The 23,664-nt window shown below is 44.4% G+C and carries 18 protein-coding genes, 7 tRNA genes, 1 rRNA gene and 2 pseudogenes; 6 read left to right on the top strand and 22 right to left on the bottom strand.

All coding sequences use genetic code 11. The annotated features are described in order from the left end of the window. Positions 1-25 precede the first annotated feature (25 nt). Positions 26-1,417, bottom strand: coding sequence for an aminopeptidase (locus tag WMO75_RS11025; protein ID WP_118699225.1), 1,392 nt, complete (start codon positions 1,415-1,417; stop codon positions 26-28). A gap of 430 nt (positions 1,418-1,847) precedes the next feature. On the opposite strand from WMO75_RS11025, the gene WMO75_RS11020 reads away from it, so the two are divergent. Continuing rightward, a complete protein-coding gene (locus WMO75_RS11020; protein WP_349078024.1) occupies positions 1,848-3,560 on the top strand; it encodes an ABC-ATPase domain-containing protein in 1,713 nt (570 codons plus the stop codon). 61 nt (positions 3,561-3,621) lie between these two features. On the opposite strand, the gene xylB is transcribed toward WMO75_RS11020, so the two are convergent. The 5 genes from xylB to WMO75_RS10995 all read right to left on the bottom strand — a co-directional run bounded on the left by xylB (position 3,622) and on the right by WMO75_RS10995 (position 9,819). After that, positions 3,622-5,079 (bottom strand): xylulokinase, encoded by a 1,458-nt coding sequence (gene xylB, locus WMO75_RS11015; RefSeq protein ID WP_118253731.1) that lies wholly within the window; start codon positions 5,077-5,079, stop codon positions 3,622-3,624. A gap of 3 nt (positions 5,080-5,082) precedes the next feature. Next, positions 5,083-6,135 (bottom strand): NAD(P)-dependent alcohol dehydrogenase, encoded by a 1,053-nt coding sequence (locus WMO75_RS11010; protein ID WP_330427681.1) that lies wholly within the window; start codon positions 6,133-6,135, stop codon positions 5,083-5,085. A 70-nt stretch (positions 6,136-6,205) separates the two neighbouring features. Beyond that, positions 6,206-7,252, bottom strand: a complete 1,047-nt coding sequence (locus WMO75_RS11005; RefSeq protein WP_118253733.1) for a sugar ABC transporter substrate-binding protein — start codon at positions 7,250-7,252, stop codon at positions 6,206-6,208. A gap of 69 nt (positions 7,253-7,321) precedes the next feature. After that, positions 7,322-8,302, bottom strand: a complete 981-nt coding sequence (locus WMO75_RS11000) for an ABC transporter permease (protein WP_118253736.1) — start codon at positions 8,300-8,302, stop codon at positions 7,322-7,324. A gap of 20 nt (positions 8,303-8,322) precedes the next feature. Then, a complete protein-coding gene (locus WMO75_RS10995; RefSeq protein ID WP_118699228.1) occupies positions 8,323-9,819 on the bottom strand; it encodes a sugar ABC transporter ATP-binding protein in 1,497 nt (498 codons plus the stop codon). A 304-nt stretch (positions 9,820-10,123) separates the two neighbouring features. Between WMO75_RS10995 and WMO75_RS10990 the strand changes: the two genes are divergently transcribed. Further along, a complete protein-coding gene (locus WMO75_RS10990) occupies positions 10,124-11,239 on the top strand; it encodes an ROK family transcriptional regulator (RefSeq protein WP_118253743.1) in 1,116 nt (371 codons plus the stop codon). A 257-nt stretch (positions 11,240-11,496) separates the two neighbouring features. On the opposite strand, the gene WMO75_RS10985 is transcribed toward WMO75_RS10990, so the two are convergent. The 4 genes from WMO75_RS10985 to WMO75_RS10970 all read right to left on the bottom strand — a co-directional run bounded on the left by WMO75_RS10985 (position 11,497) and on the right by WMO75_RS10970 (position 14,479). Beyond that, complete coding sequence (locus WMO75_RS10985; protein WP_022215213.1) at positions 11,497-12,159, bottom strand: methionine ABC transporter permease; 663 nt, start codon at positions 12,157-12,159, stop codon at positions 11,497-11,499. After that, positions 12,149-13,159 carry a methionine ABC transporter ATP-binding protein gene (locus WMO75_RS10980; RefSeq protein ID WP_227222714.1) on the bottom strand — a complete coding sequence of 337 codons (1,011 nt, stop codon included), beginning with the start codon at positions 13,157-13,159 and terminating at the stop codon, positions 12,149-12,151. Before WMO75_RS10980 ends, WMO75_RS10985 begins: the two co-directional genes overlap by 11 nt. Positions 13,160-13,204: 45 nt before the next feature. Further along, complete coding sequence (locus WMO75_RS10975) at positions 13,205-14,131, bottom strand: MetQ/NlpA family ABC transporter substrate-binding protein (protein WP_118253748.1); 927 nt, start codon at positions 14,129-14,131, stop codon at positions 13,205-13,207. 210 nt (positions 14,132-14,341) lie between these two features. Then, complete coding sequence (locus WMO75_RS10970) at positions 14,342-14,479, bottom strand: hypothetical protein (RefSeq protein ID WP_022215210.1); 138 nt, start codon at positions 14,477-14,479, stop codon at positions 14,342-14,344. Positions 14,480-14,701: 222 nt separating this feature from the next. Here WMO75_RS10970 and mnmA point away from each other — a divergent pair, with 222 nt between their 5' ends. Beyond that, the gene (gene mnmA, locus WMO75_RS10965; protein WP_173906064.1) at positions 14,702-15,814 is read left to right on the top strand and encodes a tRNA 2-thiouridine(34) synthase MnmA; all 1,113 of its coding nucleotides are present in this window, start codon (positions 14,702-14,704) and stop codon (positions 15,812-15,814) included. 2 nt (positions 15,815-15,816) lie between these two features. On the opposite strand, the pseudogene WMO75_RS10960 reads toward mnmA, so the two are convergent. Further along, a pseudogene (locus WMO75_RS10960) lies at positions 15,817-16,820 on the bottom strand (GH36-type glycosyl hydrolase domain-containing protein); the annotation flags it as partial. Between the two features lie 132 nt (positions 16,821-16,952). On the opposite strand from WMO75_RS10960, the gene WMO75_RS10955 reads away from it, so the two are divergent. The 3 genes and pseudogenes from WMO75_RS10955 (at position 16,953) to WMO75_RS10945 (ending at position 19,186) form a co-directional block, all read left to right on the top strand. Beyond that, the gene (locus WMO75_RS10955) at positions 16,953-17,876 is read left to right on the top strand and encodes a carbohydrate ABC transporter permease (RefSeq protein ID WP_118253754.1); all 924 of its coding nucleotides are present in this window, start codon (positions 16,953-16,955) and stop codon (positions 17,874-17,876) included. Beyond that, positions 17,849-18,028 (top strand): annotated as a pseudogene (locus WMO75_RS10950) (carbohydrate ABC transporter permease); the annotation flags it as partial. The gene WMO75_RS10955 and the pseudogene WMO75_RS10950, both read left to right, overlap by 28 nt. Before the next feature lie 156 nt (positions 18,029-18,184). Continuing rightward, the gene (locus tag WMO75_RS10945) at positions 18,185-19,186 is read left to right on the top strand and encodes a hypothetical protein (RefSeq protein WP_173907194.1); all 1,002 of its coding nucleotides are present in this window, start codon (positions 18,185-18,187) and stop codon (positions 19,184-19,186) included. Between the two features lie 62 nt (positions 19,187-19,248). Here the strand turns inward: WMO75_RS10945 and dhaS are convergent, their stop codons facing one another. The 11 genes from dhaS to WMO75_RS10890 all read right to left on the bottom strand — a co-directional run. Continuing rightward, complete coding sequence (gene dhaS / locus WMO75_RS10940) at positions 19,249-19,791, bottom strand: dihydroxyacetone kinase transcriptional activator DhaS (RefSeq protein ID WP_022215204.1); 543 nt, start codon at positions 19,789-19,791, stop codon at positions 19,249-19,251. A gap of 15 nt (positions 19,792-19,806) precedes the next feature. Continuing rightward, positions 19,807-21,456 (bottom strand): acyl-CoA dehydratase activase, encoded by a 1,650-nt coding sequence (locus WMO75_RS10935; protein ID WP_302247948.1) that lies wholly within the window; start codon positions 21,454-21,456, stop codon positions 19,807-19,809. Continuing rightward, entirely contained in the window at positions 21,449-22,720 is a 1,272-nt protein-coding gene (locus WMO75_RS10930) for a 2-hydroxyacyl-CoA dehydratase subunit D (protein WP_302247947.1), read from the bottom strand. Before WMO75_RS10930 ends, WMO75_RS10935 begins: the two co-directional genes overlap by 8 nt. Positions 22,721-22,821: 101 nt before the next feature. Beyond that, positions 22,822-22,907, bottom strand: a tRNA-Leu gene (locus tag WMO75_RS10925). An 11-nt stretch (positions 22,908-22,918) separates the two neighbouring features. Further along, positions 22,919-22,991 (bottom strand) — tRNA-Val (locus WMO75_RS10920). Positions 22,992-22,999: 8 nt separating this feature from the next. Then, a tRNA-Asp gene (locus WMO75_RS10915) sits at positions 23,000-23,073 on the bottom strand. A gap of 12 nt (positions 23,074-23,085) precedes the next feature. Next, positions 23,086-23,159 (bottom strand) — tRNA-Ile (locus WMO75_RS10910). 4 nt (positions 23,160-23,163) lie between these two features. Then, positions 23,164-23,236, bottom strand: a tRNA-Thr gene (locus tag WMO75_RS10905). 73 nt (positions 23,237-23,309) lie between these two features. After that, positions 23,310-23,381, bottom strand: a tRNA-Glu gene (locus tag WMO75_RS10900). A gap of 12 nt (positions 23,382-23,393) precedes the next feature. After that, positions 23,394-23,466: transfer RNA gene (locus WMO75_RS10895), tRNA-Asn, on the bottom strand. Between the two features lie 72 nt (positions 23,467-23,538). Further along, positions 23,539-23,664: ribosomal RNA gene (locus WMO75_RS10890) — 23S ribosomal RNA — on the bottom strand; the annotation flags it as partial.

The following is a 23,664-nucleotide window of genomic DNA, read 5'->3' as shown; positions in this document are numbered from 1 at the left end:
ATTTATTACTGTTTCAGATATCTTATTATGCATCAAGCAAAAATGCCTTGTATGCTTTCTTTGCTTCGTAAATATCGGCTTTGCTTGTAACTTCCCACGGAGCATGCATACTCAGGACTGCCACACCACTGTCGATCACGTTCATTCCATAAAGGGCTGCGATATATGCGATGGTTCCACCGCCGCCTACATCGACCTTGCCAAGTTCTGCAGTCTGGAATGCAACCTGATGGTCGTCAAAGATCCTGCGGACTTCCGCAACATATTCAGCATTTGCATCGTTGGAGCCGGATTTGCCTCTTGCTCCTGTGAATTTATTGAGCACGATGCCTCTTCCGAGATATGCAGCATTCTTTTTCTCGAAGCATTCTCCATAAGCCGGATCATAGCCCGCGCTTACATCAGAGGAAAGCATGCTGGAGTTGCGGAGAGTTCTTCTGAGTGCCAGATCAGAATAGCATCCCATTCCATCCAGAAGTTCTGCAACGGTATTTTCAAAAAATCTGGACTGCATTCCGGTTGCGCCGACGCTTCCAATCTCTTCTTTGTCTGTCAGGAGACAGCAGCTTGTGCGTTTCGGTGCGTCCATTTCCATCATTGCGACAAAGGAAGTATAGGCGCATACGCGGTCATCCTGTCCATATGCAGCTACCATGCTTCTGTCCAGACCGCAGTCACGTGCCTTGCCTGCCGGAACGATCTCAAGCTCTGCTGAAAGGAAATCCTCCTCTTCTACATCGTATTTCTCTTTGAGGATACGGAGAACATTGGATTTGACTGCTTCTTTTTTCTTCTCATCGGTGCTTTCGCTGAGCGGTCTGCTTCCGATCAGGATGTCGAGATTTTCACCTTCGATGACCTCGGCTGCTTTTTTCTGAAGCTGTTTGCCTGCAAGGTGGATCAGAAGGTCTGTGATGTATACGACCGGATCATTTTCATCTTCACCGATGGTAACGTTGACTACGCTGCCGTCTTTTTTTGCGATCACGCCGTGGATCGCGAGTGGAAGAGCTACCCACTGATATTTCTTGACACCGCCATAGTAGTGGGTATCGAGGTATGCAAGGTCTGTGTCTTCATACAGAGGATTCTGTTTTACGTCGAGACGTGGGGAGTCGATGTGTGCGCCGAGGATGTTCATACCTTTTTCCAGCGGTTCCTGGCCTACGTGGAACAGTGCCATGATCTTTTTCATTCCGACTGCATATACTTTATCTCCCGGCTGGATCTTCTCGCCTGCTGCCTGTTTTGCTTCAAGGCTGACATATCCGTTGGCTTCTGCTTCTCTGACAAGTTCCGTCACACATTCACGCTCTGTCTTGCCTGCATCAAGGAATGCGCGGTAATCCTTTGCAAGTTTCTCCATCTCTTTCTCATCCGATTCTCCATAAGAAAGCCATGCGTTTTTTCTTTCCATAATATATAAAACCACCTTTCGATTGAATTTTTTACTCCGATATTAACGAATTGCTCCGCTGCAAGCAGCTCCCGCAATGTTACTGTTCACTCCGTTCACAGTAACTTGGTCAAAATGCATTCCAGATCACCTTCGGTGATGGCATTTTGCCCCGTATGTCTCGGGATTTTGCCATATTCATGGCAAAACACCTCGCGGGATACTACCTGTGAACAGTAACCCCGCAATTCTGCATATCTCCCACATTATAAATCAAATACTTCCATATTTCTACAATCCTCACAATTCTTAATCAAAAAATAAGAATTCCATTACTTATTTCACAGTTTTCTCAAATTTTTCTTGAAAAATTCGCCTCCACCGTTACAATAATATTATTCATATTCAAGCTACAATTCGTATTTATTTTATGATTATGGAGGTCATCTACATGCAGCAATCCACCGATCTACAGAATCTTTTGCATTCTGTCCACCGAAAAAGTTATCCTGCCTATAAATCGCTCAAAGGCAGTTACCAGTTTGACAATTATATCCTCTCAATCGACCACGTACAGGGGGATCCTTTTGCTTCGCCTTCTCATATCAGTGTCCGGATTCCCCACAAAACTGCGGGATTTCCACGGGAATATTATAGCGATCATGTTACCCGCATCACGCTGTCTGATTATCTTACCAGACAGTTTGAAAAACAAGTCAGCCACTACACCTTCCGTGCCAAAGGCTCCGGCAAGAGCGGTCTGATCTCGGTGAGTCACTGTGGGCAGGAAATCCTAGAGCGAACCGCCTGCGAGATCACAGAAAAAGGGATCACTGCCCGTTTCTTCATCGGTTTTCCGGCCAACGGAAGAACGATCAATGCCACTGAGCTGGAAAAAATCCTCTTCGACTTCCTCCCGGTCTGCGTGCAGAAAGCTTTTCTTTACAGAAACATCAATCACAAAGAACTGGAACAGACTATCTTTCTCGCCGAAGACCAGACCTATATCCGAAGCCAGCTTGCCAAACGAAATCTCGTTACTTTTGTCGCAGATGGCTCCATTCTTCCACGAGAAAGCGGCATTTCCTCTCGTCCAATGAAAGGCTCCATTCCTTTTACCTCACCGGAATCTCTGCGCGTCACCATGGATCTTCCGCACAAAGGCAAAATCTCCGGCATGGGAATCCCTGAGGGTATCACCCTGATCGTAGGAGGCGGATATCACGGCAAATCCACGCTTCTGAATGCCCTGGAGCTTGGCGTCTACAACCATATTTCCGGTGACGGCCGCGAATACGTCATCACAGACGATACCGCGCTGAAACTTCGCTCCGAAGACGGACGTTTTATTAAAGATGTAGATATCTCTCTGTTCATCAATGATCTTCCGAATAAGAAAGACACTCGTTGTTTTTCCACGGAAGACGCCAGTGGAAGTACCTCCCAGGCGGCTGGCATCGTAGAAGGAATGGAGGCTGGAAGCAGAGTTTTCCTGCTGGACGAAGATACGTCTGCCACAAATTTCATGGTGCGTGATACTTTCATGCAGGAAGTGATATCCAGAGAAAAAGAACCAATTACCCCATTTCTTGAACGTGCCGAAGATCTTTATAAAAAGGCCGGGATATCCACAATCCTCGTAGCCGGAAGTTCCGGAGCATTTTTCCACATTGCAGACACGATTATCCAGATGGATTCCTATCATCCTGTGGATATCTCCGAAAAAGTCAGGGCATTATGTGGAAAGTATCCTCTGAATCCTGTCAAAGCATCAGCCTTTGCCTTTCCGGCAAGTCATCGCATCATAAAAAAGCAGGCTCCTTCCATCCGCTCGCACGGAAGAAACGCCGGCCGCCCGGAACAGCTCAAAATAAAAGTACATGGAAAAGATGGATTCCTGATTGGAAAACAGGATGTAGATCTCCGCTACGTGGAGCAGCTGATTGATCCGGAGCAGACAGCAGCACTTGGACTGCTTCTCAAATATGCCATCGAAAAGCTTGCCGATGACCGCCGCACTGTCGCAGACATCATTGAAATTCTTTCCGGACAGCTTGAGCAGAACGGACTCTCCTTCCTGTCCGGAGGTTCTTATATTTCCTGTGGCTATGCCATGCCAAGACTCCAAGAAATCTATTCCTGTTTTAATCGTTATCGGAGGTAATAAACAACTCAAAAAAGATACCCAGAAATCATGCATCATAATTTCCAGGTATCTTTTTTTATTAAAATAAGGGGGTTAATGTAGGATATAACTTTCTAAATCTCTGGTAACATTCTTCATATTTCGCCACCAGTTCTTCTTCCGGCTCAACGGTGTCTACTACGTGAGCCATCTTCTTTCCGATGGTCTCAACATCCAGATATGCTCCGCATCCTACGGCTGCCAGCATGGCTCCGCCCATGGACGGGCCTTCCTCAACTTCAAGGACATCTACTTTAAGGTTCATCACATTTGCGATGATCTTTTTCCAAAGCGGACTCTTCGCACCGCCACCACAGATCTTGGTTCGTTCGATCTTAATGCCGAGTTTTCTTGCTACTTCCAGAGAATCACGAAGTCCGAAAGCCACACCTTCCAGAACAGCCTGTGTCATGTCAGCTCTTGTGGTGTCCATGGACATTCCAAAGAACACACCTCTTGCGTCCGGATTGTTGTGCGGTGACCGCTCTCCCATCAGGTACGGAAGGAAGAATACATGATTTTCACCAAGCTTCTCGATCGGAGCCTGTTCTGCTGCAAAATCCTTGGTCTGAAGGATTTCTTCTGCCCACCATTTGTTGCAGGATGCCGCACTTAACATACAGCCCATCAGATGATAGCTTCCATCTGCATGGCAGAAAGAATGCAGTGCGTTATTCTCATCAACGCCGAAGTTCTTGCTGGAGATAAAAATGGTTCCTGACGTTCCAAGAGAAATATTGCACTGTCCGTCACCAACGGTTCCTGTTCCGACCGCAGCTGCTGCATTATCTCCGGCACCTGCCACAACTTTGACATCAGCAGAAAATCCGAGTTCCGCTGCCACTTCCGGCTTCAGCGTTCCGACCACTTCCCAGCTCTCATACAGTTTCGGAAGCTGTTCTTCTCTTACGTCGCAAATCTCCATCATTTCCCTGGACCAGCAGCGGTTCTTTACATCAAGAAGGAGCATACCGGATGCATCAGAAACATCTGTGCAGAAAGATCCGGAAAGTCTGTAAGCAAGATAGTCTTTCGGAAGCATGATCTTGGCGATTTTTGCAAATTTCTCCGGCTCATTTTTCTTCATCCACAGGATCTTCGGAGCTGTAAAACCTGCAAAAGCAATGTTTGCTGTATATGCAGACAGTTTCTCTTTACCGATCTCGTTGTTGAGATATTCTGTTTCTTTCTGGGAACGTCCATCATTCCAGAGGATTGCCGGGCGAATGACCTTGTCATTCTCATCCAGCGTTACCAGTCCATGCATCTGTCCCCCGAAGCCAATTCCAGCAACCTTGGAACGATCAATCCCCTCTGTCAGTTCTTTCATTCCCTCTACGCTCTGCGTAAACCAATCCTCCGGATTCTGTTCTGACCAGCCCGGATGCGGAAAAAATAATGGATATTCTTTTGATACTGTTTTCAGTATCGTTCCATTTTCATCCATTGCCAATAATTTAACAGCAGATGTTCCTAAATCAATACCAATATAAATCATAGATTATTTTACCTTTATAACTGCTTTAACAAGGTCTGTCTTGTTATTTACAGCTTCATCATATGCGTCTTTAATATGATCCAGATCAAACTCATGTGTTACAATATTCTTAACATCAATTGCTCCACTTGCAACTGCTGCAATTGCTTTTGGATAAATATTCTTATAACGGAACACAGATTTAATTGTTGCTTCCTTGTCCATAATCTGAGCAAAATTATAATTGATTTCTTCTTTTGAGGAAATTCCAACTAATGTAATTGTTCCCCCTCTTCTGACAATAAATGGAGTCTGTGCAATAGTCACAGGTGATCCGGCAGTCTCAAATACTACATCTGCACCTCTTCCACCGGTCAGTTCTTTGATTTTTTCAAGAGCATCTTCCTTTCCACTGTTAATCACAGCTGTTGCTCCAAGTTCCATGGCTTTATCCAAACGAGCCTGAACAAGATCTGCTACAATGATCTGACCTGCACCATGTGCTTTGCATGCCAACAGGGTTACAAGACCAATACATCCAGAACCAAGGATTACAACTGTATCTCCAGTTCCTACATTTCCCTGCTCAGCTGCATAAAATCCTACTGACAATGGCTCAATCAGTGCACCTTCTTTTGTAGATACATTTTCTGGAAGTTTAAAACACATATCTTCTGGAAAAGCGATAAATTCTTCATTACATCCCTGAACTGGAGGAGTTGCAAGAAATACAACATCTGGACATAAATTATAATGTCCTGATTTACAGAATTCGCATTTACCACAAGTAATTCCCGGTTCCAGAGCAACGCGATCTCCGACTTTAAGATTTTCCACATCTTTACCCACTTCAACGATCGTACCTGCACACTCATGTCCTAACATGAAATCCTCTGAAAGATCCACTTTGTATGCACCACAGCATCCATTATGATAATAGTGTACATCTGATCCACAAATTCCAACATATTCTAATGATACAAGAACCTCTTTGTCTTTAATCTGAGGAACAGGAATCTCTTTAATTACCATATTATCTGTGCCTCTCATAACAGCACTTTTCTGTAACATCTTCATTGTAACTTCCCCTTTCTTAGAGTAATTGCCCGATATGTTCTGGCATACCGGGCAACACTTAATAACCTAATTATTCTTCAGCTGCTTTCACATCATCTTCGGTAAGTTCACCATTATCAATATAGATCTGAATGTAATCATCTACGTTATCTGCATTGATTTCCGGAGCATCTACATAATCATTTACATCTGTTACTTCCATTTCACCATTAACAACTTTTTCTGCGTACTCCAGATTCTTCTCAGCAAGGTCTGCTGCTGACTGTAATGCTGTAGAAGTAAGAAGTCCTTCTTTGATCAGGAGACATCCCTGTGCTGTTCCATCAACACCATATGCCAGAAAATTCGCTGTTCCATCTTCATTGAAATAATCTTTATTTTCTCTGATTGCTTCAATCGCACCTGCTGCCATGTTATCGTTCATAGAAATGATAGCATCAATATGAGTTCCCGCCTGTACCCAGGATTCCATCAATGTAAGTGCTTCATCACTGTTCCAGTTTGCAAAATCTTCATAAAGAATATTTACATCTGTACGTTTGCTGAAGAAGTTCTCATCCCATGCTTCACGTCTTTTATCTGCATGATAATTTCCGGAAGGTCCTTTCAATACAACAACATTTGCATTTTCAGGAACTTCATCTACAGCTCTTGTTGCACTGACTTTTGCCTGCTCGATTGGATCTGCATCAACAGTACCCGTTCCTGCCATAACAGAAGTATCATCTCCACCATCCAGATCATTCTGATGTGTAGTCGGATTTGTTGTGATAACCGGAATTCCTGCATCTACAAGCTGCTGCACATACGGAGCCTGAGCACCATTATTATTTGACTGTACAATAACAAGATCATACTGTTTTGTAATACAATCTTCCAGCAGACCGTTTTCTTTATTATCATCGCCCTCGCCACTTACACAGGTAAGTTCAATATCATCATACTTTTCTGCCTGCTTTTTCATTTCAGTTGTAAGCCATGCCGCAAAGGTATCTGAACTTGCTCTTGCAACAAAACATACTCTCTTTGCATCTGCTGCACTGACACTCATCGCCGGTACCATAGACACTGCCATAACACTTGCCAATAAAATTGCTCCGATTTTTTTTGCCTTCATAAATTACTTCCTCCTTAATAAAATGTGATTTACTTATACTGTCACTTCCTCGACAGAATAGTTTCTCTTTTACGCCTGTTTATTCCCCTCTTCTTTAACAATGATCACTTTTCTTGATTTTTTAGATTTGCTTACCACATCAAATGCTACTGCAAGAACAATAATTGCACCTTCAATAATCTGTTGAATATAAGAGTTAACACCCAGAAGATTCATAACATTTTCCAGAAAACCAATGATAAATGCTCCGGCTATTGTTCCACTTACTGTACCAATACCGCCTGTAAAAGAAGTACCGCCAACGATTGCTGCTGTCAGACCTGTCATTTCATATCCAATTGCACCGTTAGGAAGACCTGCATTATTTCTTGCCATAAAAATCATTCCTGCAAGTCCTGTCATAATACCATTTAATATGTAAGATTTATAAATATTTCTCTTTGCATTAATACCACTCGCTTCTGCTGCCGCACGACTTCCACCGATTGCATATAGTGCACGTCCATATCGTGTATTATTGACCAGATACCAGACAACAATTGTTACAAGTATCACCAGAATTACTGGCACTGGCACCGGACCTACCATTCCCTGTCCGATCTTAACAAAATTTCCTAACTGAAGAATATTCTGTCCACCGGTAAAATAAAGGGCAAGTCCTCTGGCTGCCTGCTGCATACCAAGCGTCGCAATGAATGCCGGCACATTAAACTCCGCAATGAAAAATGCATTGACAAGATTACATCCCACACCAGTTGCTACTGCTACGATAAGTGCAAGTAAAATAGAGTTTGTCGCTTTGTAAACAGATACAGAATAAACACCTGCCAATGCAAGTACAGAACCAACCGACAGATCAAGAAATCCACTGATAATCAGAAGCATTTCACCATATGCAATCAGAATTCCGACGCATAACTGCCTTGTAACATTGATCAGGTTGCTGTACTGAAGGAAATATGGACTGATAATGCTACATGCCACAAACAATACGATCAGTACAATATAAATACTAAATTTTTGTAAGTTATTTATTTTTTTTGTTTTCATTCTCTTTACCCTCCGCACATTCAACCGTTCTTTAAGCCAGTTGCGTATCTCATAATTACTTCCTGAGAGAATTCCTCTCTGTTGATACATCCGCTTATTTTACCCTGGCACATGATATAGATTCTGTCACACATTCCAATCAGTTCCGGAAGCTCTGAGGATACCATGATGACCGCTTTGCCTTCCTTTACAATATCTGTAATCAGTTTATAGATTTCAAATTTTGCTCCGACATCGATACCTCTTGTCGGCTCATCCAGGATCATAATATCTGGCTCACACAAAAGCCATCTTGCTAAAAGTACTTTCTGCTGATTTCCTCCGGAAAGTGTGGAAATAGCGGTATCAAGAGTCGGTGTCTTTACATGCATCTTCTCGAAGCTTTCTTTTACACTCTGTTTTTCTTTTGCCTTATGCGTATAACCCTTGTAGATAATTCTTTCCAGACTGGCAAGACTGGCGTTTTCCATAACACTCCTGACAGGAATAATTCCGTCATCTCGTCTGCTCTCAGAAAGCATGACCATCTTCTGTTGAATACTGTCATGAGGACATTTAATCTTTGCCTCTTTTCCATTAATGAAAACCTGACCTGAATCATGAGGATCCAAACCAAAAATCGCTCTCATAGTCTCTGTTCTTCCAGCTCCGACCAATCCGGCAAAACCAACAATCTCACCTTTCGCAACATGGAAATTTATATCTTCAAAGAGATCTTTCTGAGAAAAATCCTTTATCTCAAGAGCTTTGTCTCCAATCGGAACTGTTTCTTTCGGATATACATTATCCAGTTTTCGTCCAACCATTCTGGCAATGACCGTATCAAGATCAAGATCTTCCGCTCTGTCTGTTGAAACTACAGCACCATCTCTTAAGACTGTAATGTCATCTGCGATTCGGAAAACTTCCTCCATCTTATGTGAGATATAAATAATTGAAATACCCTGTGCTTTCAGTTCTTCTATCTTACGGAAAAGCTTTTCAACCTCGCGATCTGTAATGGAAGATGTCGGCTCATCCATAATAATAACCTGTGCATTATTTGTAACTGCTTTGATAATCTCAAGCATCTGAATATCCGATACTGTCAGAGTTTTCAGTTTCTGTGTTGGTTCATATGGAAGATTCTCATCTTTAAGAAACTGTCTGGCATCCCGTCTTATTTTTCTCCAGTCTACTTTTCCGAATCTGTTAACTGGAAGCCGCCCCAAAAAAAGATTCTCCTCTACAGAAAGTTCCGGCACATAATTTAATTCCTGTGCTACCATGGAAATTCCCATTTCCATAGCCTGTATAGGATTCTTGATTGTTACTGGTTTTTCATCAAGATATATCTGACCCTTATCTGCCTGATACAATCCCATGATAATTTTCATCAGTGTAGATTTTCCAGCTCCATTTTCACCACAAAGCGCATGAACGGTTCCTTTTCTTACTGCAAAATCAATTCCGCTCAATGCTTTTACGCCAGGAAAGGATTTCTCTACTCCGCTGACCCGCATCTTGATTTCGTCCATTACTTCACCGCCTTTTTAATTTGCTTGACCTGTTTTCTATTTAAGAGTATATTCCTGTGTTTTACTTATGTCAATACTTTTATGTAAGTTTGTAGAATATATAACAAATTATAATTATTTATTTGTGCATTTTTTATATTTACGCCTGTTTCATCTTATATATTGACATTTTTTTCACATTATTTGCATCAATGTTTTAACAAAAGTTTTTATTTATCCTCTAGTATTCACTCAACAAAAATGCTATTATATGCATATAAGCAATATATTTTTTATATATTCTGCACCAAAGGAGGCAAACCTAATGGAAGAGTATCTTAATAAATCCAAAATATCCGGAGACATTTTCAGATTTCTATACTTAAATAAACAGAGTTCCCGACAGGAAATTGCACAATCTCTCGGCATCAGCCTTCCTACAACTACTCGTAACCTTAATGCACTGCAGGAATCTGGTTTTATTGAAAATGCCGGAGAATTCCAATCCACCGGAGGGCGAAAAGCAATTAGATATCAATGTGTCGCAAATTCCAGATATGCGATTGGTATTGATATCACTCGAAATCATCTTTCTATCGTATTGATTGATCTTGCTTTAAATATCATTGATAATACAAGACTTCGAATTCCATTCCACGAAAGTCACGACTACTTTTGCATTCTGAAACAGGAATTCGAAAAAATTGTTTCGAAGAACATACCTGACCGTTCTAAATTACTTGGAGTTGGCATTGCTCTTCCAGTCATCATAGGCGAAGATCATAAGACTGTAACATACGCAACCGTAATTCCTCTGTCTTTAAACATTTACAATTTCTTCAGCGACTATATACATGAACCGTTTTTATTCTTCAATGATGCAAACTCTGCCGGCCTGGCAGAAAGCTGGAAAGGAGATTATAAAGATGCTGTGGCATATCTTTCTCTAAGCAGTAGTATTGGTGGTGCATATATGAATAATAAAATGATCTACGGAGGCTCCAATAACAGAGGCGGTGAATTCGGTCATATGACAATCATACCTCATGGAAAGCGCTGTTACTGCGGTAGATATGGATGTCTGGATGCTTACTGTACTGCCAATGTACTAACTGATTTCACAGAAGGAAATTTAAAAGAATTTTTTGATATTTTAAAATCAGGAACTAACCGAGGAATTCAGAATATATTTGAAGATTATACCGATTATCTGGCAATCGCCGTAAATAATCTTCGAATGTGCTTTGACTGCGATGTTATACTGGGAGGAAATGTTGGTGCCTATATGGCAGATTATATCGAGGATTTTCGTGAAAAAGCATCAAAGTTAAATCCTTTCGAGAGAGATGGCAGCTATATCCGCGTATGCCATTATCGCACAGAAGCTGCTGCCGTAGGTGCTGCTATTTATTATATTGACCAGTTCATTCAAAATTTCTAATCTTTAAAACCTATAAATCAATCGGATAAACAGAAAACTGCCGCCAGCCCGACGAATCTTGTCAGGCGGCGGCAGTTTAAAGTTCTGTTTTATTTTTAGGGAAAGGAAAGAGTTCCGGCAACTCTCCCGGCATTGAAGTGTTACCGGAGGTCTTAAAAGGCTTTTCCTTTAAGACAATTACATCTTACAATATAAATGTGAGGAGTTTTTGTCCTTTTTCTAATAAATTTATAAAATTTCTAACATAATTATAAATTTCAGGCTTTTCTTTTGTCTAATTTTCTGGAAAGCATCATGCCAAGTCCCTGAAGAATCTGTACAAGAACGACAAGGATCACGATCGTAACCAGCATGATGTCTGTCTGATAACGATAATATCCATAACGGATCGCGATATCGCCGAGACCGCCACCGCCGACAGTTCCTGCCATAGCAGAATATCCGAGGATCGTTCCGACTGCAATGGTAACTCCTACGAGGAGGGAAGTTCTTGCCTCTGCGAGAAGGACTTTCCAGATGATCGTTCCTGTTCCTGCGCCCATGCTGACTGCTGCCTCGATCACACCCGGCTCAACTTCTTTGAGGGAAGATTCTACCATACGTGCAATGAACGGTGCTGCAGCGATCACCAGCGGAACGATCGTTGCGCTGGAACCGTAACTCTGACCCACGATCAGCTTGGTGAGCGGGATCACCAGGATCAGAAGGATCAGGAACGGAATACTTCTGAGGATGTTTACGATCACATCCAGAACTTTATATAATGGTGCATTTGGACGGATACCTTCTTTGTCTGTAACTGCAAGCAGGATTCCAAGAGGGAGCCCCAGAACATATCCGAAAAATGTGGAGACAAGCGTCATGTATAACGTATCTCTTGTGCCTTCCAGCAGCATCGTAATTGTTGCATTATCCCACATCTGAGCTCACCTCCTCTACGCCCATATTGATATCTCTGAGATACTGGATCATCTTATTCGCCACTTCCTCGATCTCGGGAAGCTGCAGGATCATCTCTCCCTGTGCCTGTCCATTAATGTTCTTGGTATCAGCATACAGAATGTTGACCGGTGTCCGGTAAGTAAGGACCAGGTTTGCAATCACCGGCTCGAAGGAAGATTTCTCCTGGAACGTTACACGTACCAGACGTTTGCCCTTCATCTCCTGGATCTGGGTCCTTCCGCTGAATACCAGCTTTTTGGCTTCATCTGTCTTTGGATTGCGGAAAAGTTCTTCCACAGTTCCGGTTTCTACGAGAGCTCCTCGTTCTAGAACTGCTACCTTGTCGCAGATCTCCTGTACGACACTCATTTCATGTGTGATGACAACTACAGTGATCTCATAATCCCTGTTGATCTCTTTGATCAGTTCCAGGATCGCCTTGGTCGTCTGCGGGTCCAGTGCACTGGTCGCCTCGTCACAGAGAAGGATCTGCGGATCACTTGCCAGCACTCTCGCGATCGCAACTCTCTGCTTCTGTCCACCGGAAAGCTGTGATGGATAAGAAAGTGCTTTCTCCTCAAGTCCTACGATCTTGAGATATTCCAGAGCTTTCTTACGTGCCTCTGCCTTCTTAATCCCGGCGATCTCCATTGGAAAACAGACGTTATCCAGTGCTGTTCTCTGCATGAGCAGATTGAAATGCTGGAAGATCATTCCTATCTTCTGACGCTCTTTACGAAGCTCTTTTTCTGAGAGCTCCGTAAGATTTTTGCCATTGACTCTGACTGTTCCTGATGTTGGTCTTTCCAAAAGGTTCAGACATCGTACCAGAGTACTCTTGCCTGCACCGGAGAGACCGATGATGCCGAAGATCTCTCCTTTTTCGATGGAAAAACTGATGTTTTTGGCTGCCTCTACCGTTCCACCTTTGGTGTTGAAACGCTTGCAGAGGTTCTCTACCTGTATCATCGGTTCCATTTAGATCATTTCCCCCTGTCCCTTAATAAACATCCTGAACTTAAATTATTCTGCTTCTTCAGCTGCTGCTTCTGTTGTTTCAGCGTCTGCATCTGCAGTTTCATCTTTAGCTTCGTCTGCTGCTTCTTCTGTGTCATCTGCAGAATCTTCGAATGGAACAACTGCTCCGTCGTATTTCTCGTTGATGAAGTCTTTGATCTCGTCAGATTTCAGAGTATCTACCAGAGCTTTGATCGCTTCGCTGTCTTCGTTTCCTTCTTTGACTGCGATTACGTTTACATAAGTTTTTGCTGCTTCAGAATCAGAAGTTTCGTGTGCGATGGAGTCGTTGGATACGGAATATCCAGCCTGCAGTGCGTAATTACCATTTAATACAACGAATGCAACTTCATCTTTGACACGGGAAACCTGTGCAGCTTCCAGCTCTTCGATCTTGATGTTCTTCGGGTTTTCTTCGATATCTTTGACAGTTGCCTCAAGTCCTGCTCCGTCTTTCAGAGTGATCACTCCATTGTCCTGGAGAAGAAGAAGTGCTCTTGCTTCGTTTGTTGTATCGTTCGGAACTGCGATGGTGTCGCCGTCTTCCAGATCATCAAGAGTTTCTTTTGTTCCTGGATAGATTCCGAATGGCTCGTAGTGGATTCCACCGGCATTTACAAGGTGTGTTCCCTGCTCTTCGTTGAAGTTATCAAGATATGGGATATGCTGGAAGTAGTTTGCATCGAAATCTCCGCTCTCTACTACAAGGTTTGGCTGTACATAGTCATCAAATACGGTAACTTCCAGATCCCATCCCTCTGCCTCAAGGAGCGGTTTTGCTTCTTCAAGGATCTCTGCGTGTGGTGTTGCGGAAGCTGCTACTTTGATGGTTCCTTTCTCTGCGTCAGCGCTTACGATCACGCCGTTTGCTGTGAGTGCTCCGATTGCCAGTGCTGCTGTAAGTGATAATGTGATGATCTTTTTTGCTTTCATAGTTCTTTCCCTCTCTTATTCCTTTTATTTTTGATTTTTTTGTTTATTCTTTATTAAGTTGTAAGTGGCTGCGACCTCCTGCATGTGTCTATCCGTTCCCGGAACTCTTATTCATAAAAAAATAACAGGAAGTCCTCTGGATCCTCCCTGTTCATGCAATCTGTCCGGCATTAAAAAATGCTTTATTTACATCTCAGTATCTGTCATCTCTTATACGTGGTCGGCAGATATCTCAGGAAGTATCCGATACATAGAAGTACAGCAAAACATAGACATGCACATGTCCATACACATCTCCTGATCCATCATACACATGACTTCTCTCTGAACTGCATTTCCTGTAAACATGATTCTTCCTCCTTTTTACTTATTTTAGATAAATTTCTTCCGGAAAATGTATTACCTATTTCTCCGATAGGTTGAATATAACATGTCTCATTCACAATGTCAACACATTTTTTATTTTTTTCCCGGAGCGCGTCTCCTCATTGCTTGACACTGATTTCTTATAATGATACCATAAATTAAATCACTCTACAATCCAATCTACAATCAACAGGAGAAAAATTTATGAATAAAAAAGCGATCATTGCCATGAGCGGCGGTGTTGATTCCAGTGTTGCAGCCTATCTGATGGTTCAGCAGGGCTACGACTGCGCCGGTGCCACTCTGAAGCTTTATGATAATCCACAGTGCAGCTATCCTGGACACCGGGCATGCTGTACTCCTTCCGATACAGAGGATGCTAGAAGTGTTGCCGCACGTCTCGGCATGCTTTATTACGTATTTCCCATGCAGGAGAAATTCCACGAAAGCGTCATCGATAAGTTCGCAGATACTTATCTTCACGGAGGCACACCGAACCCGTGTATCGACTGTAACCGTTTCCTGAAATTCTCCGCCCTTCTCGATAAGGCAAGAGAACTTGGCTGTGAATATATCGCAAGCGGTCACTATGCACGCAGAGAGCAGGATCCGGAGACAGGACGTTTTATCCTCAGGAAAGGACTCGACCCGACCAAGGATCAGAGCTATGTGCTCTACGCCATGACTCAGGATCAGCTTGCCCACACACTCTTCCCGCTCGGTACCTACACCAAGAAAGAAATCCGTCAGATCGCGCAGGAGCAGGGCTTCATCAATGCTGACAAACCGGACAGCCAGGATATCTGCTTCGTTCCGGACGGTGACTATGCGTCCTTCATCGAGCAGTACACCGGACAGGCTTCCGAACCTGGCGACTTCGTTGACAAAGAAGGTAAAGTCCTCGGCAAGCACAAAGGCCAGATCCACTACACTATCGGCCAGCGCCGTGGTCTCGGTATTTCCGCACCGGAATCCCTCTATGTCTGCGGCAAATCCCTGGATACCAATAAGGTCATCCTCGGAGGTAAGGATGACCTTATGAGTAATTACTGCTATATCAACGATATCAATCTGATCCCATGGAATCATCTGGACAAACCGATCCAGTGCAAAGTCAAGACACGCTACCGTCAGCCGGAACAGCCAGCAACTGTTGAGCAGCTTGGAGACGATCTCATCAAGATCACCTTCCAGGAGCCGCAGAGAGCCGTCACACCTGGACAGGCTGCCGTTCTCTACGACGGAGATATGGTACTTGGCGGAGGAACGATCCTCAGCGAAGAAGCCGCAGCAAAAGCAGTCGCTTCCACCAATTAATTTCAGCCCATCTGTACGATCACATGATATTCTTTTTTACCGGGGATCAGAGGAATCTGGTTTCCGGTAATTTTTTGTCCATCCAGCTCGATCCATCTGACACCTTTCTGGACACCCGTCGGTTTATGGATCTCAATATGATATTCCGCTCCCCGGAAATGGCGTTCTACCGTAAAATCACCAAAACTTCCAGGCAGACACGGATCTACCGTAAGTCCGTCATACTCTGGCTGGATTCCGAGAAGTGCCTGCGACAGGTTCACAAACGTCCACGCTGCGGTCCCTGTCAGCCAGCTTTTTTTTGCCTCGCCAAACCGCGGTGCATCTGCTCCTGCCACCATCTGTGAATATACATACATATGGTTCCGTTCTGTGGATGTCGCTGATCTCCTCGATGCAGGACGGACAGATCTTGCGGTAAATTTCAAATGCGCGGTCTCCTCTTCCGATCATTGTCTCTGCGATCGAGATCCACGGATTATTATGACAGAAGATTCCTGCATTTTCCTTGTATCCCGGCGGGTAAGATGTGATCTCGCCAAGTTCCAGATGATATCTGGTGTATGCCGGCTGCAGAAGCATGATGCATTTCTGATACCGCTTTTTCTGCCTCTGCTGCCAGTTTTTCCCTGTCTGTACGTCTGCAGATCGCTGCAAATTCCCTGCCATATTTTACAAACATTGCCGCGATAAATACCGACTCTGCCACCGATCCCTCAGAAGGTCCTGTCGTTTGGAAAGGTTCACCCGGCTCACTGGAGAAGCAGTTCAGGTTCAGACAGTCATTCCAGTCCGCCCTTCCGATCAGTGGAAGTCTGTGCGGTCCAAGATGTGTCACAGTAAACTGGAAAGACCGGTTCAGATGCTCAAACAGAGGCTCTTCGGTTCCCTTTTTGCAGTCAAACGGCACTGGCTCATCCAGGATCTCATAATCACCCGTCTCTTTGATGTATGCCGCCACTGCCGTGATCAGCCACAGCAGGGCATCGTTAAATCCACTTCCAATTCTCGACCTGTTCTACAAAGCAGTCGTAGAAAAATATCCAGAACTTACTTACTAAGCCCCACAACCAACGTGCCTGCCTGACCATCAGGCGGGCACGTTTTACATTATGGAAAAGACTTATGGAGGACAAAAATGGCAAAGAATAATAACCATAAGGCGGTCAGCTATAACAAATGGGGTTATATCTTTCTGATACCGTTTGTAGTAGTATACCTCATATTCCAGCTTGTTCCGCTTATCACTACAATTTATAACAGCTTCTTTGAAAATTACAGATCGGGACTTACGCAGGTCGGACCGAACTTTGTGGGCTTTGCCAACTATGCAAAACTCTTCCAGGACGGTGAGATCTGGATCTATTTCAAAAACACGATGATCATGTGGGTGATGGGATTTGTTCCGCAGATCCTGGTTTCCCTGCTCCTCGGTGCATGGTTTTCCAACCCTAGCCTCCGTCTTAAGGGACAGAGATTTTTTAAGACTGTGATTTACCTTCCGAACCTTATCATGGCATCTGCCTTTGCAATGTTGTTTTTTACCTTATTTGCAGACGGCGGTCCGATCAATGCCATGCTGGTCCATGCGGGGATCCTGAAACAGGCATATTCTTTTTTCAGCCACAAATGGAGTGCCCGGACGCTTGTTGCACTGCTGAACTTCCTGATGTGGTTCGGTAATACAACGATCCTTCTGATGGCAGGCATGATGGGCATTGACCCGTCACTCTATGAGGCTGCAGAAGTGGACGGTGCGACATCCTCCCAGATTTTTAGAAGGATCACTCTCCCGCTTCTCCGCCCGATCCTGATCTACGTTATGATCACATCCCTGATCGGCGGCATGCAGATGTTTGACGTACCACAGATCCTTACAAACGGAACCGGTGATCCGATGCGTTCCACCATGACACTGATCATGTACCTGAACAAGCATCTGTTCAGCAAGAACTACGGCATGGGCGGTGCACTGTCCGTATTCCTGTTTGTCATCACAGGGCTTCTGAGCCTGATCGTATTCCGTTTCAACCAGACAAGAAAAAAACACTTTCTGTACTGATCGCACAGCTTCGAAGTGCAGATTTCCTGAAGTTTGATATGGGACAGGTTTATGTGATGATCGCATTTTCCATCTTCCCGGTTATCATCGTGTACATCCTGCTTTCCCGGTTTATCGTATCAGGCGTTGCGCTTGGCGGTGTAAAGGGGTAAAACAGCGCACTCTCAGCCTAAATTTGGGACATGTCTTTCAGAATGTCTATTGCATACCCTTTCGGTTTGTGATTTAATTAAAAGTAACGATAATACAGACTGAAACGTGTCTTTTTCGTCTGTATTCCACAACTTTTCTATCGAAGGGATATCAAAATGACAGCAAAAACTTCTCGAATTGTTATAAAGACTTTTATAAAGACTGCGCTCAAAGATTCCGATGAATCTCCGGAGCGATGCACCCGAAATCTCGTAGATATGGCACTGAACTTTGCAAACGGCCGGTTCCAGCAGTCTTTTTTTGAAATATCACGTGCAATGCTGAACAACGAAAACAGCCCTTATTATCCACTGATCGAGGATGTCCTCAAGCACATGGATAAGGAGAAACTGATCGACTTTGGTCTGAATATCGGTTACAATGGCTGCACGACAGGCGCGCACATGATCCGTAAACTGAAACGCACAGAGGATATCAATGTTCCATGGCTGCTTTCACTGGTCATCGATACTTCCCTGCCGGATTTTATTACAAAATATGATTCTGTACTGAAACAGGGCAAGGAACTTGGAATCTACACTTACTTCCTCTATACGAAGGATGATCCCGCAGAAATACTTCCTCTTATCCAGAATAACCCGGACTGTGCGATCATCCTTCTCTGTGATCCTTCCAGAATAACAGAAGAGCTCGCAGAAAAATCTGAAGCACTGAACAACGTCTTGTTCGCAGTGAAATACGATGATCAGGCAGAGGCAGCCTGCCTCGTACTCAGAGACCATCGTCTCCTGTACTCTCTGTATCATCTCTATTCTGAGGAAGACCGTGATGAGATCCTGGCCGGCACTTACTTCCGTTTTGCAGAAGAAATGCACTGCCCGTTCGCCGCTGTTTTCAGCAATGTGGACTGCTCCATTGAGACCCGCCACGCCATCTACCAGAAAATAACCGAAGACCGGAGTGCCCAGCGATACCGCACGATCCCACTGGATCTGTTCTGCGATACAGAAGTGATCGGAAATATCATCTCTTCTCCGACCAGTGTCGTCGGCTTCGGACCTGACGGTACGCTCTATACACCTGGCAGAGAAGTTTTCAGGACACCGTACAACCTCTTTGACCAGCCGCTGAAAGAACTTTTTACCAAAGCACTTTAACTCCACCAAAAAAGCCTTATTCATTCGTTTGCTGAGTGAATAAGGCTTATATTTTTGTACTTTTATGCGTCAAGTCTTTCCTGTGTCTTGATGATCACTTTGATGCAGGATTTGAGTAATTTCACAAATTCCTTCGGTGGTACCGGATTTCTCTCTGAGATCCATCTGCCGAACGCGCAGATGATCGCATCATTCCAGAAGTTTACATAAAAATCCGTGTTCGTCTGATCTCCAAGGATTTCTTTGATATCCTCTGCCATGACCGGTCCTACGATATCCCGGAAATGATTGGAAAACGAATTCTGATCTTCTACTTTCATGACTTTCCTGTAAAAATCTTTATTTTCATAAAAATAATCGCAGAGATGAAGGACACTGTCCCATCCGATCAGATCTACGCCAAGCTGTACGTGGCTCAGATACTCCACATCAAAGATCCAGTTCACAAGGTCAAACTTGTCCTTGAAATGATAGTAGAAACTTTTGCGGTTCATATTGCATTTTGCACAGATATCTGAAACGGTGATCTTACTGAATGGGGTAGATTCCATCAATTCCTTTAATGCCGATGCCAGTGCACGCTTCGTAATATTAGAGTCTGCCACGATAGTACCTCCTTCTTACATTTCTGTTGCAAATAATGCTGCACCAAGAGCTCCGCAAAGCTGTGATTTATCGCTGATCACCAGCTTCGTTCCCAGTCTCTCCTCCAACGTTTTGACAAGACCCTGATTCTGTGCAACACCGCCAGTCATCATATATGCCTCTTCCCCTCCGACACGTTTCACGAGGGAGGCTGTTTTGGCCGCAACCGCCTTATTCAGTCCATGGACGATGTCATCGGTTGCTTTGTTCTGTGCGATCAGGGAAACCACCTCTGATTCGGCAAAAACTGTGCACATACTGGAGATCGTAATATCCTCCTGATAGGAAAGTCCTACTTTACTGAGTTCATCCAGGTTCATTTCCATGGTTTTTGCCATCATCTCCAGGAATCTTCCTGTTCCGGCGGCACATTTGTCGTTCATGACGAAGTTTTTGACAGAACCGTCATCATTCAGGCGGATAACTTTGCTGTCCTGCCCGCCGATATCGACGACCGTTCTGACAGATGGATCCAGGAAATGGGCGCCCCTTGCATGGCAGGTGATCTCTGTGATACTCTTGTCGCCATCAGAGATCGCAGTTCTTCCGTATCCTGTGGTCACGACTGCATCGATGTCTTCTCTGTTAAGGTTAGACTGTCTGAGTGCTTCTTCCAATGCACGCTCCGCGCCATTCGCGGCCCCTGCTCCTGTCGGCATGATCACGCTGGAAACAATCTTTTTGTCTCTGTCCAGAATCACAACATCCGTGCTGGTAGAACCACTGTCGATTCCTGCAAAATATCCTTTACCCATGGTTTTCTCCCTTCTCGTTTCTGTCTCTATGTTCAGGCTCTCTGCAAAAGCCTCCAGACGTGTGCTCAGCTGCCCGCTGCTCTGCACGGTATAATCCGATTCGATCTTGAGGAGCGGCACATCGGTATGGCCTTTGATATCAGAATATTCAAAGCTGTAAAAATCACAGAACTTTACGGTATGATAAATGATCCCCTTTAAAGATGGATCCTGATAAAACTGTTTGCGGCCTGCGTGATCCATCATACGCATGCATGGGATCTGATGAAGAAGTTCTTCTGCGTACCATTCCATAAGCTGGTCAAAGTCCAGATCTGCTTCCGGGAGGGTGTCTCCCACGGAACGGTTGTTGACACAGGTCTCATTCACTACAGGAAGCGGCATGGCATCCTGTGTCATCTGAAAAAGTTCATTTCCCATTCTTGCTCCGAGAACTGCAAGATGCGGATCCTGCGTTCTCTTTTTTGGATGAAAAGCTTTGAGAAATTTCTCTTTATCGAAGGTAGTTCCTTTATATTCACCGTAGGCTCTTACAAGATCTTTTAACTGTGCTGCAGTTCTCTCACGGCTGCAGCTCGTATCGCAGTGAAGCATATCCACCATATACAAAAAATCCATCTCGCCGCTGTCTTCCAGAATGTCATAGACGCTTCGGATCGTATCGCAGCAGTTGACCAGGACCAGTTCTTTTACTTTGCCTGCCAGAACTGCTTCAAGGACTGCCTTTCCAAATCCACAGATATTCGGATGTGCTACCTGCTCTGCCAGATCAAATCCCTCCGGCATATCATTCAGGATCTCGCACTCACCTCCAAGGGCTTCAAGAAGTTCTACCGGTGTATATTTACAGACATAATATGTTTTATTCATGATCAAAATCCCCCAGCATCTCCAGAAATGCTCCCAGTCTCGTGGAAGTCTGTCCTTCTCCGCCATGGCTCCTGTCACAGCCATCTCCATCCAGGATCAACAGTGGGATCCCTGCTTCCTCAAAGCGTTTCTTGGCGATTCTGGAACCTCCAAGGGTATGCTTGCATCCCCAGTGATTGAACCAGACAACACCGTCTGCTCCCGCCTGTTTTGCATGACGGATCCCTGCTTCGATTCTCCGTGAAACGGGACCATTCAGGGCATGATATACAAGGCGCAATGCCATCTCCTCATAAGGATCCTCGGAATGCTTCGTGATGTCCGCCACCTGTGCAAGCTCACATCCTACGATCTGTGCCTCCTCTTTCAGAAGAAGTGCATCTTTCACGGCTTCTGACCAGAACGGGATCGTATGCATCCAGTAGATGTGTCTGCCTTTTTTGGCAGGGGCTTTGCTGACATCTTCAAGAAGTTTTTGTGTATAAAGTTCTTCTTCCTCTGTTCCAAGAAGAATGTTGTTTGTCATTCCGCTGTAAAGCGAAGAAACAAGGTCTGAAGGTATGTATTTATCTGCTCTTGCGCTCTGGAACTTATCATAATTCTGCAATGTCCTCCGGCTTCTTGCAAGACGTTCCTTCAGTTTTGATTCATCAATCGTTCTGCCGGTCACTTTCTCAAGGAAAGGAACCAGCGCCCGAAGCTGTGTTGCTACATAAGACACATTTGCCGGTGTCTGTGCAGATGGTATATCAATAGAAAAGACCGGGATGTCAAAAAACTCTGCCAGTCTGTGAAATGTGAGAAGATTTGCGTCACACGCCAGGTTCGTATAGACGATGCATTTTGGTTTCGGAAGAAGCCCCTTCTCTGCCGCTCCGATAAATGTCTTGTGGTAGCTGCAAAGCGTTTCTGAAATTCCAGAATCCTCTGCTCCCTGGAGAAAAGGCCTCTCTGCCTGTGATGCCGCAAGATAGCAGGAAAAGCTTTCTACATTGTATGGATACAGTCCTGCCTCCTGAAGCAGTTCGCACGGAGTAAATACACTTACCATAACCGAACTTTCTGGATGCTTCAGCGGCTGTGTCATAACGTTCATCATCATGCCGGCCAGATACTGATCCGATGGATTCAACTGCCCTTCTGGAAGAAAACGAAATTTCAGGTTCTGCGCTTCCCATCCTGTCTTTAAAAGCCACCTCGCTCTTTCCGGTGACGTTTCACACCATTTCTCTATGTAATTTCCAAATGTCTTCACTATCTCCATATTTTGGTCTGACCGCCTTTCTTCCAAACAGTATATAGCAAATCATCGTTTATGACAAGCAAAAAAAACTTCAATCCAAATTGGATTGAAGTTCATATCACTGCCGCAGACCGGAATCGAACCGGTACGGGTATCACTACCCACGGGATTTTAAGTCCCGGGCGTCTGCCAGTTCCGCCACTGCGGCATATTCAAAAATGGGACCTATAGGGCTCGAACCTATGACCCTCTGCTTGTAAGGCAGATGCTCTCCCAGCTGAGCTAAGATCCCTTAAAAAACGACCCAGATGAGACTCGAACTCACGACCTCCGCCGTGACAGGGCGGCGCTCTAACCAACTGAGCCACTGGGCCAAAAAACAATAATGGACCTTCGGGGACTCGAACCCAGGACCGACCGGTTATGAGCCGGTTGCTCTAACCAACTGAGCTAAAGGTCCAAAAAGCCGATGATCGGACTCGAACCGATAACCTGCTGATTACAAATCAGCTGCTCTGCCAATTGAGCCACATCGGCATATAACTATATGATGTATTATACACCAAATGTCGTAATCAAGTCATCCAAAAATCACAATTATTATTTTTAATGACTCCAAGGGGATTTGAACCCCTGTTACCGCCGTGAAAGGGCGGTGTCTTAACCGCTTGACCATGGAGCCAGGTATAAAAAACTCCCCCTGTTGGACTCGAACCAACGACACTGCGGTTAACAGCCGCATGCTCTACCGACTGAGCTAAGGAGGATTATTAGAAGATATATCGTATCTTCAAAACCACATACATGTTGACTAAGCAATTATATCATAACCAAGCTTGTTGGTCAAGCCCTCACCCTATTAGTAGCAGTCAGCTCCATGTGTTACCACACTTCCACCCCTGCCCTATCAACCTCGTCGTCTTCAAGGGGGTTTACTCCTTTCGGATGGGATATCTCATCTTGAG

The organism is Blautia intestinihominis (assembly GCF_040096655.1).
In the GTDB taxonomy this organism is placed as follows: domain Bacteria; phylum Bacillota; class Clostridia; order Lachnospirales; family Lachnospiraceae; genus Blautia_A; species Blautia_A intestinihominis.
Note: the sequence above shows the minus strand (reverse complement) of the source record. Positions and strands in the feature narration are given on the sequence as shown.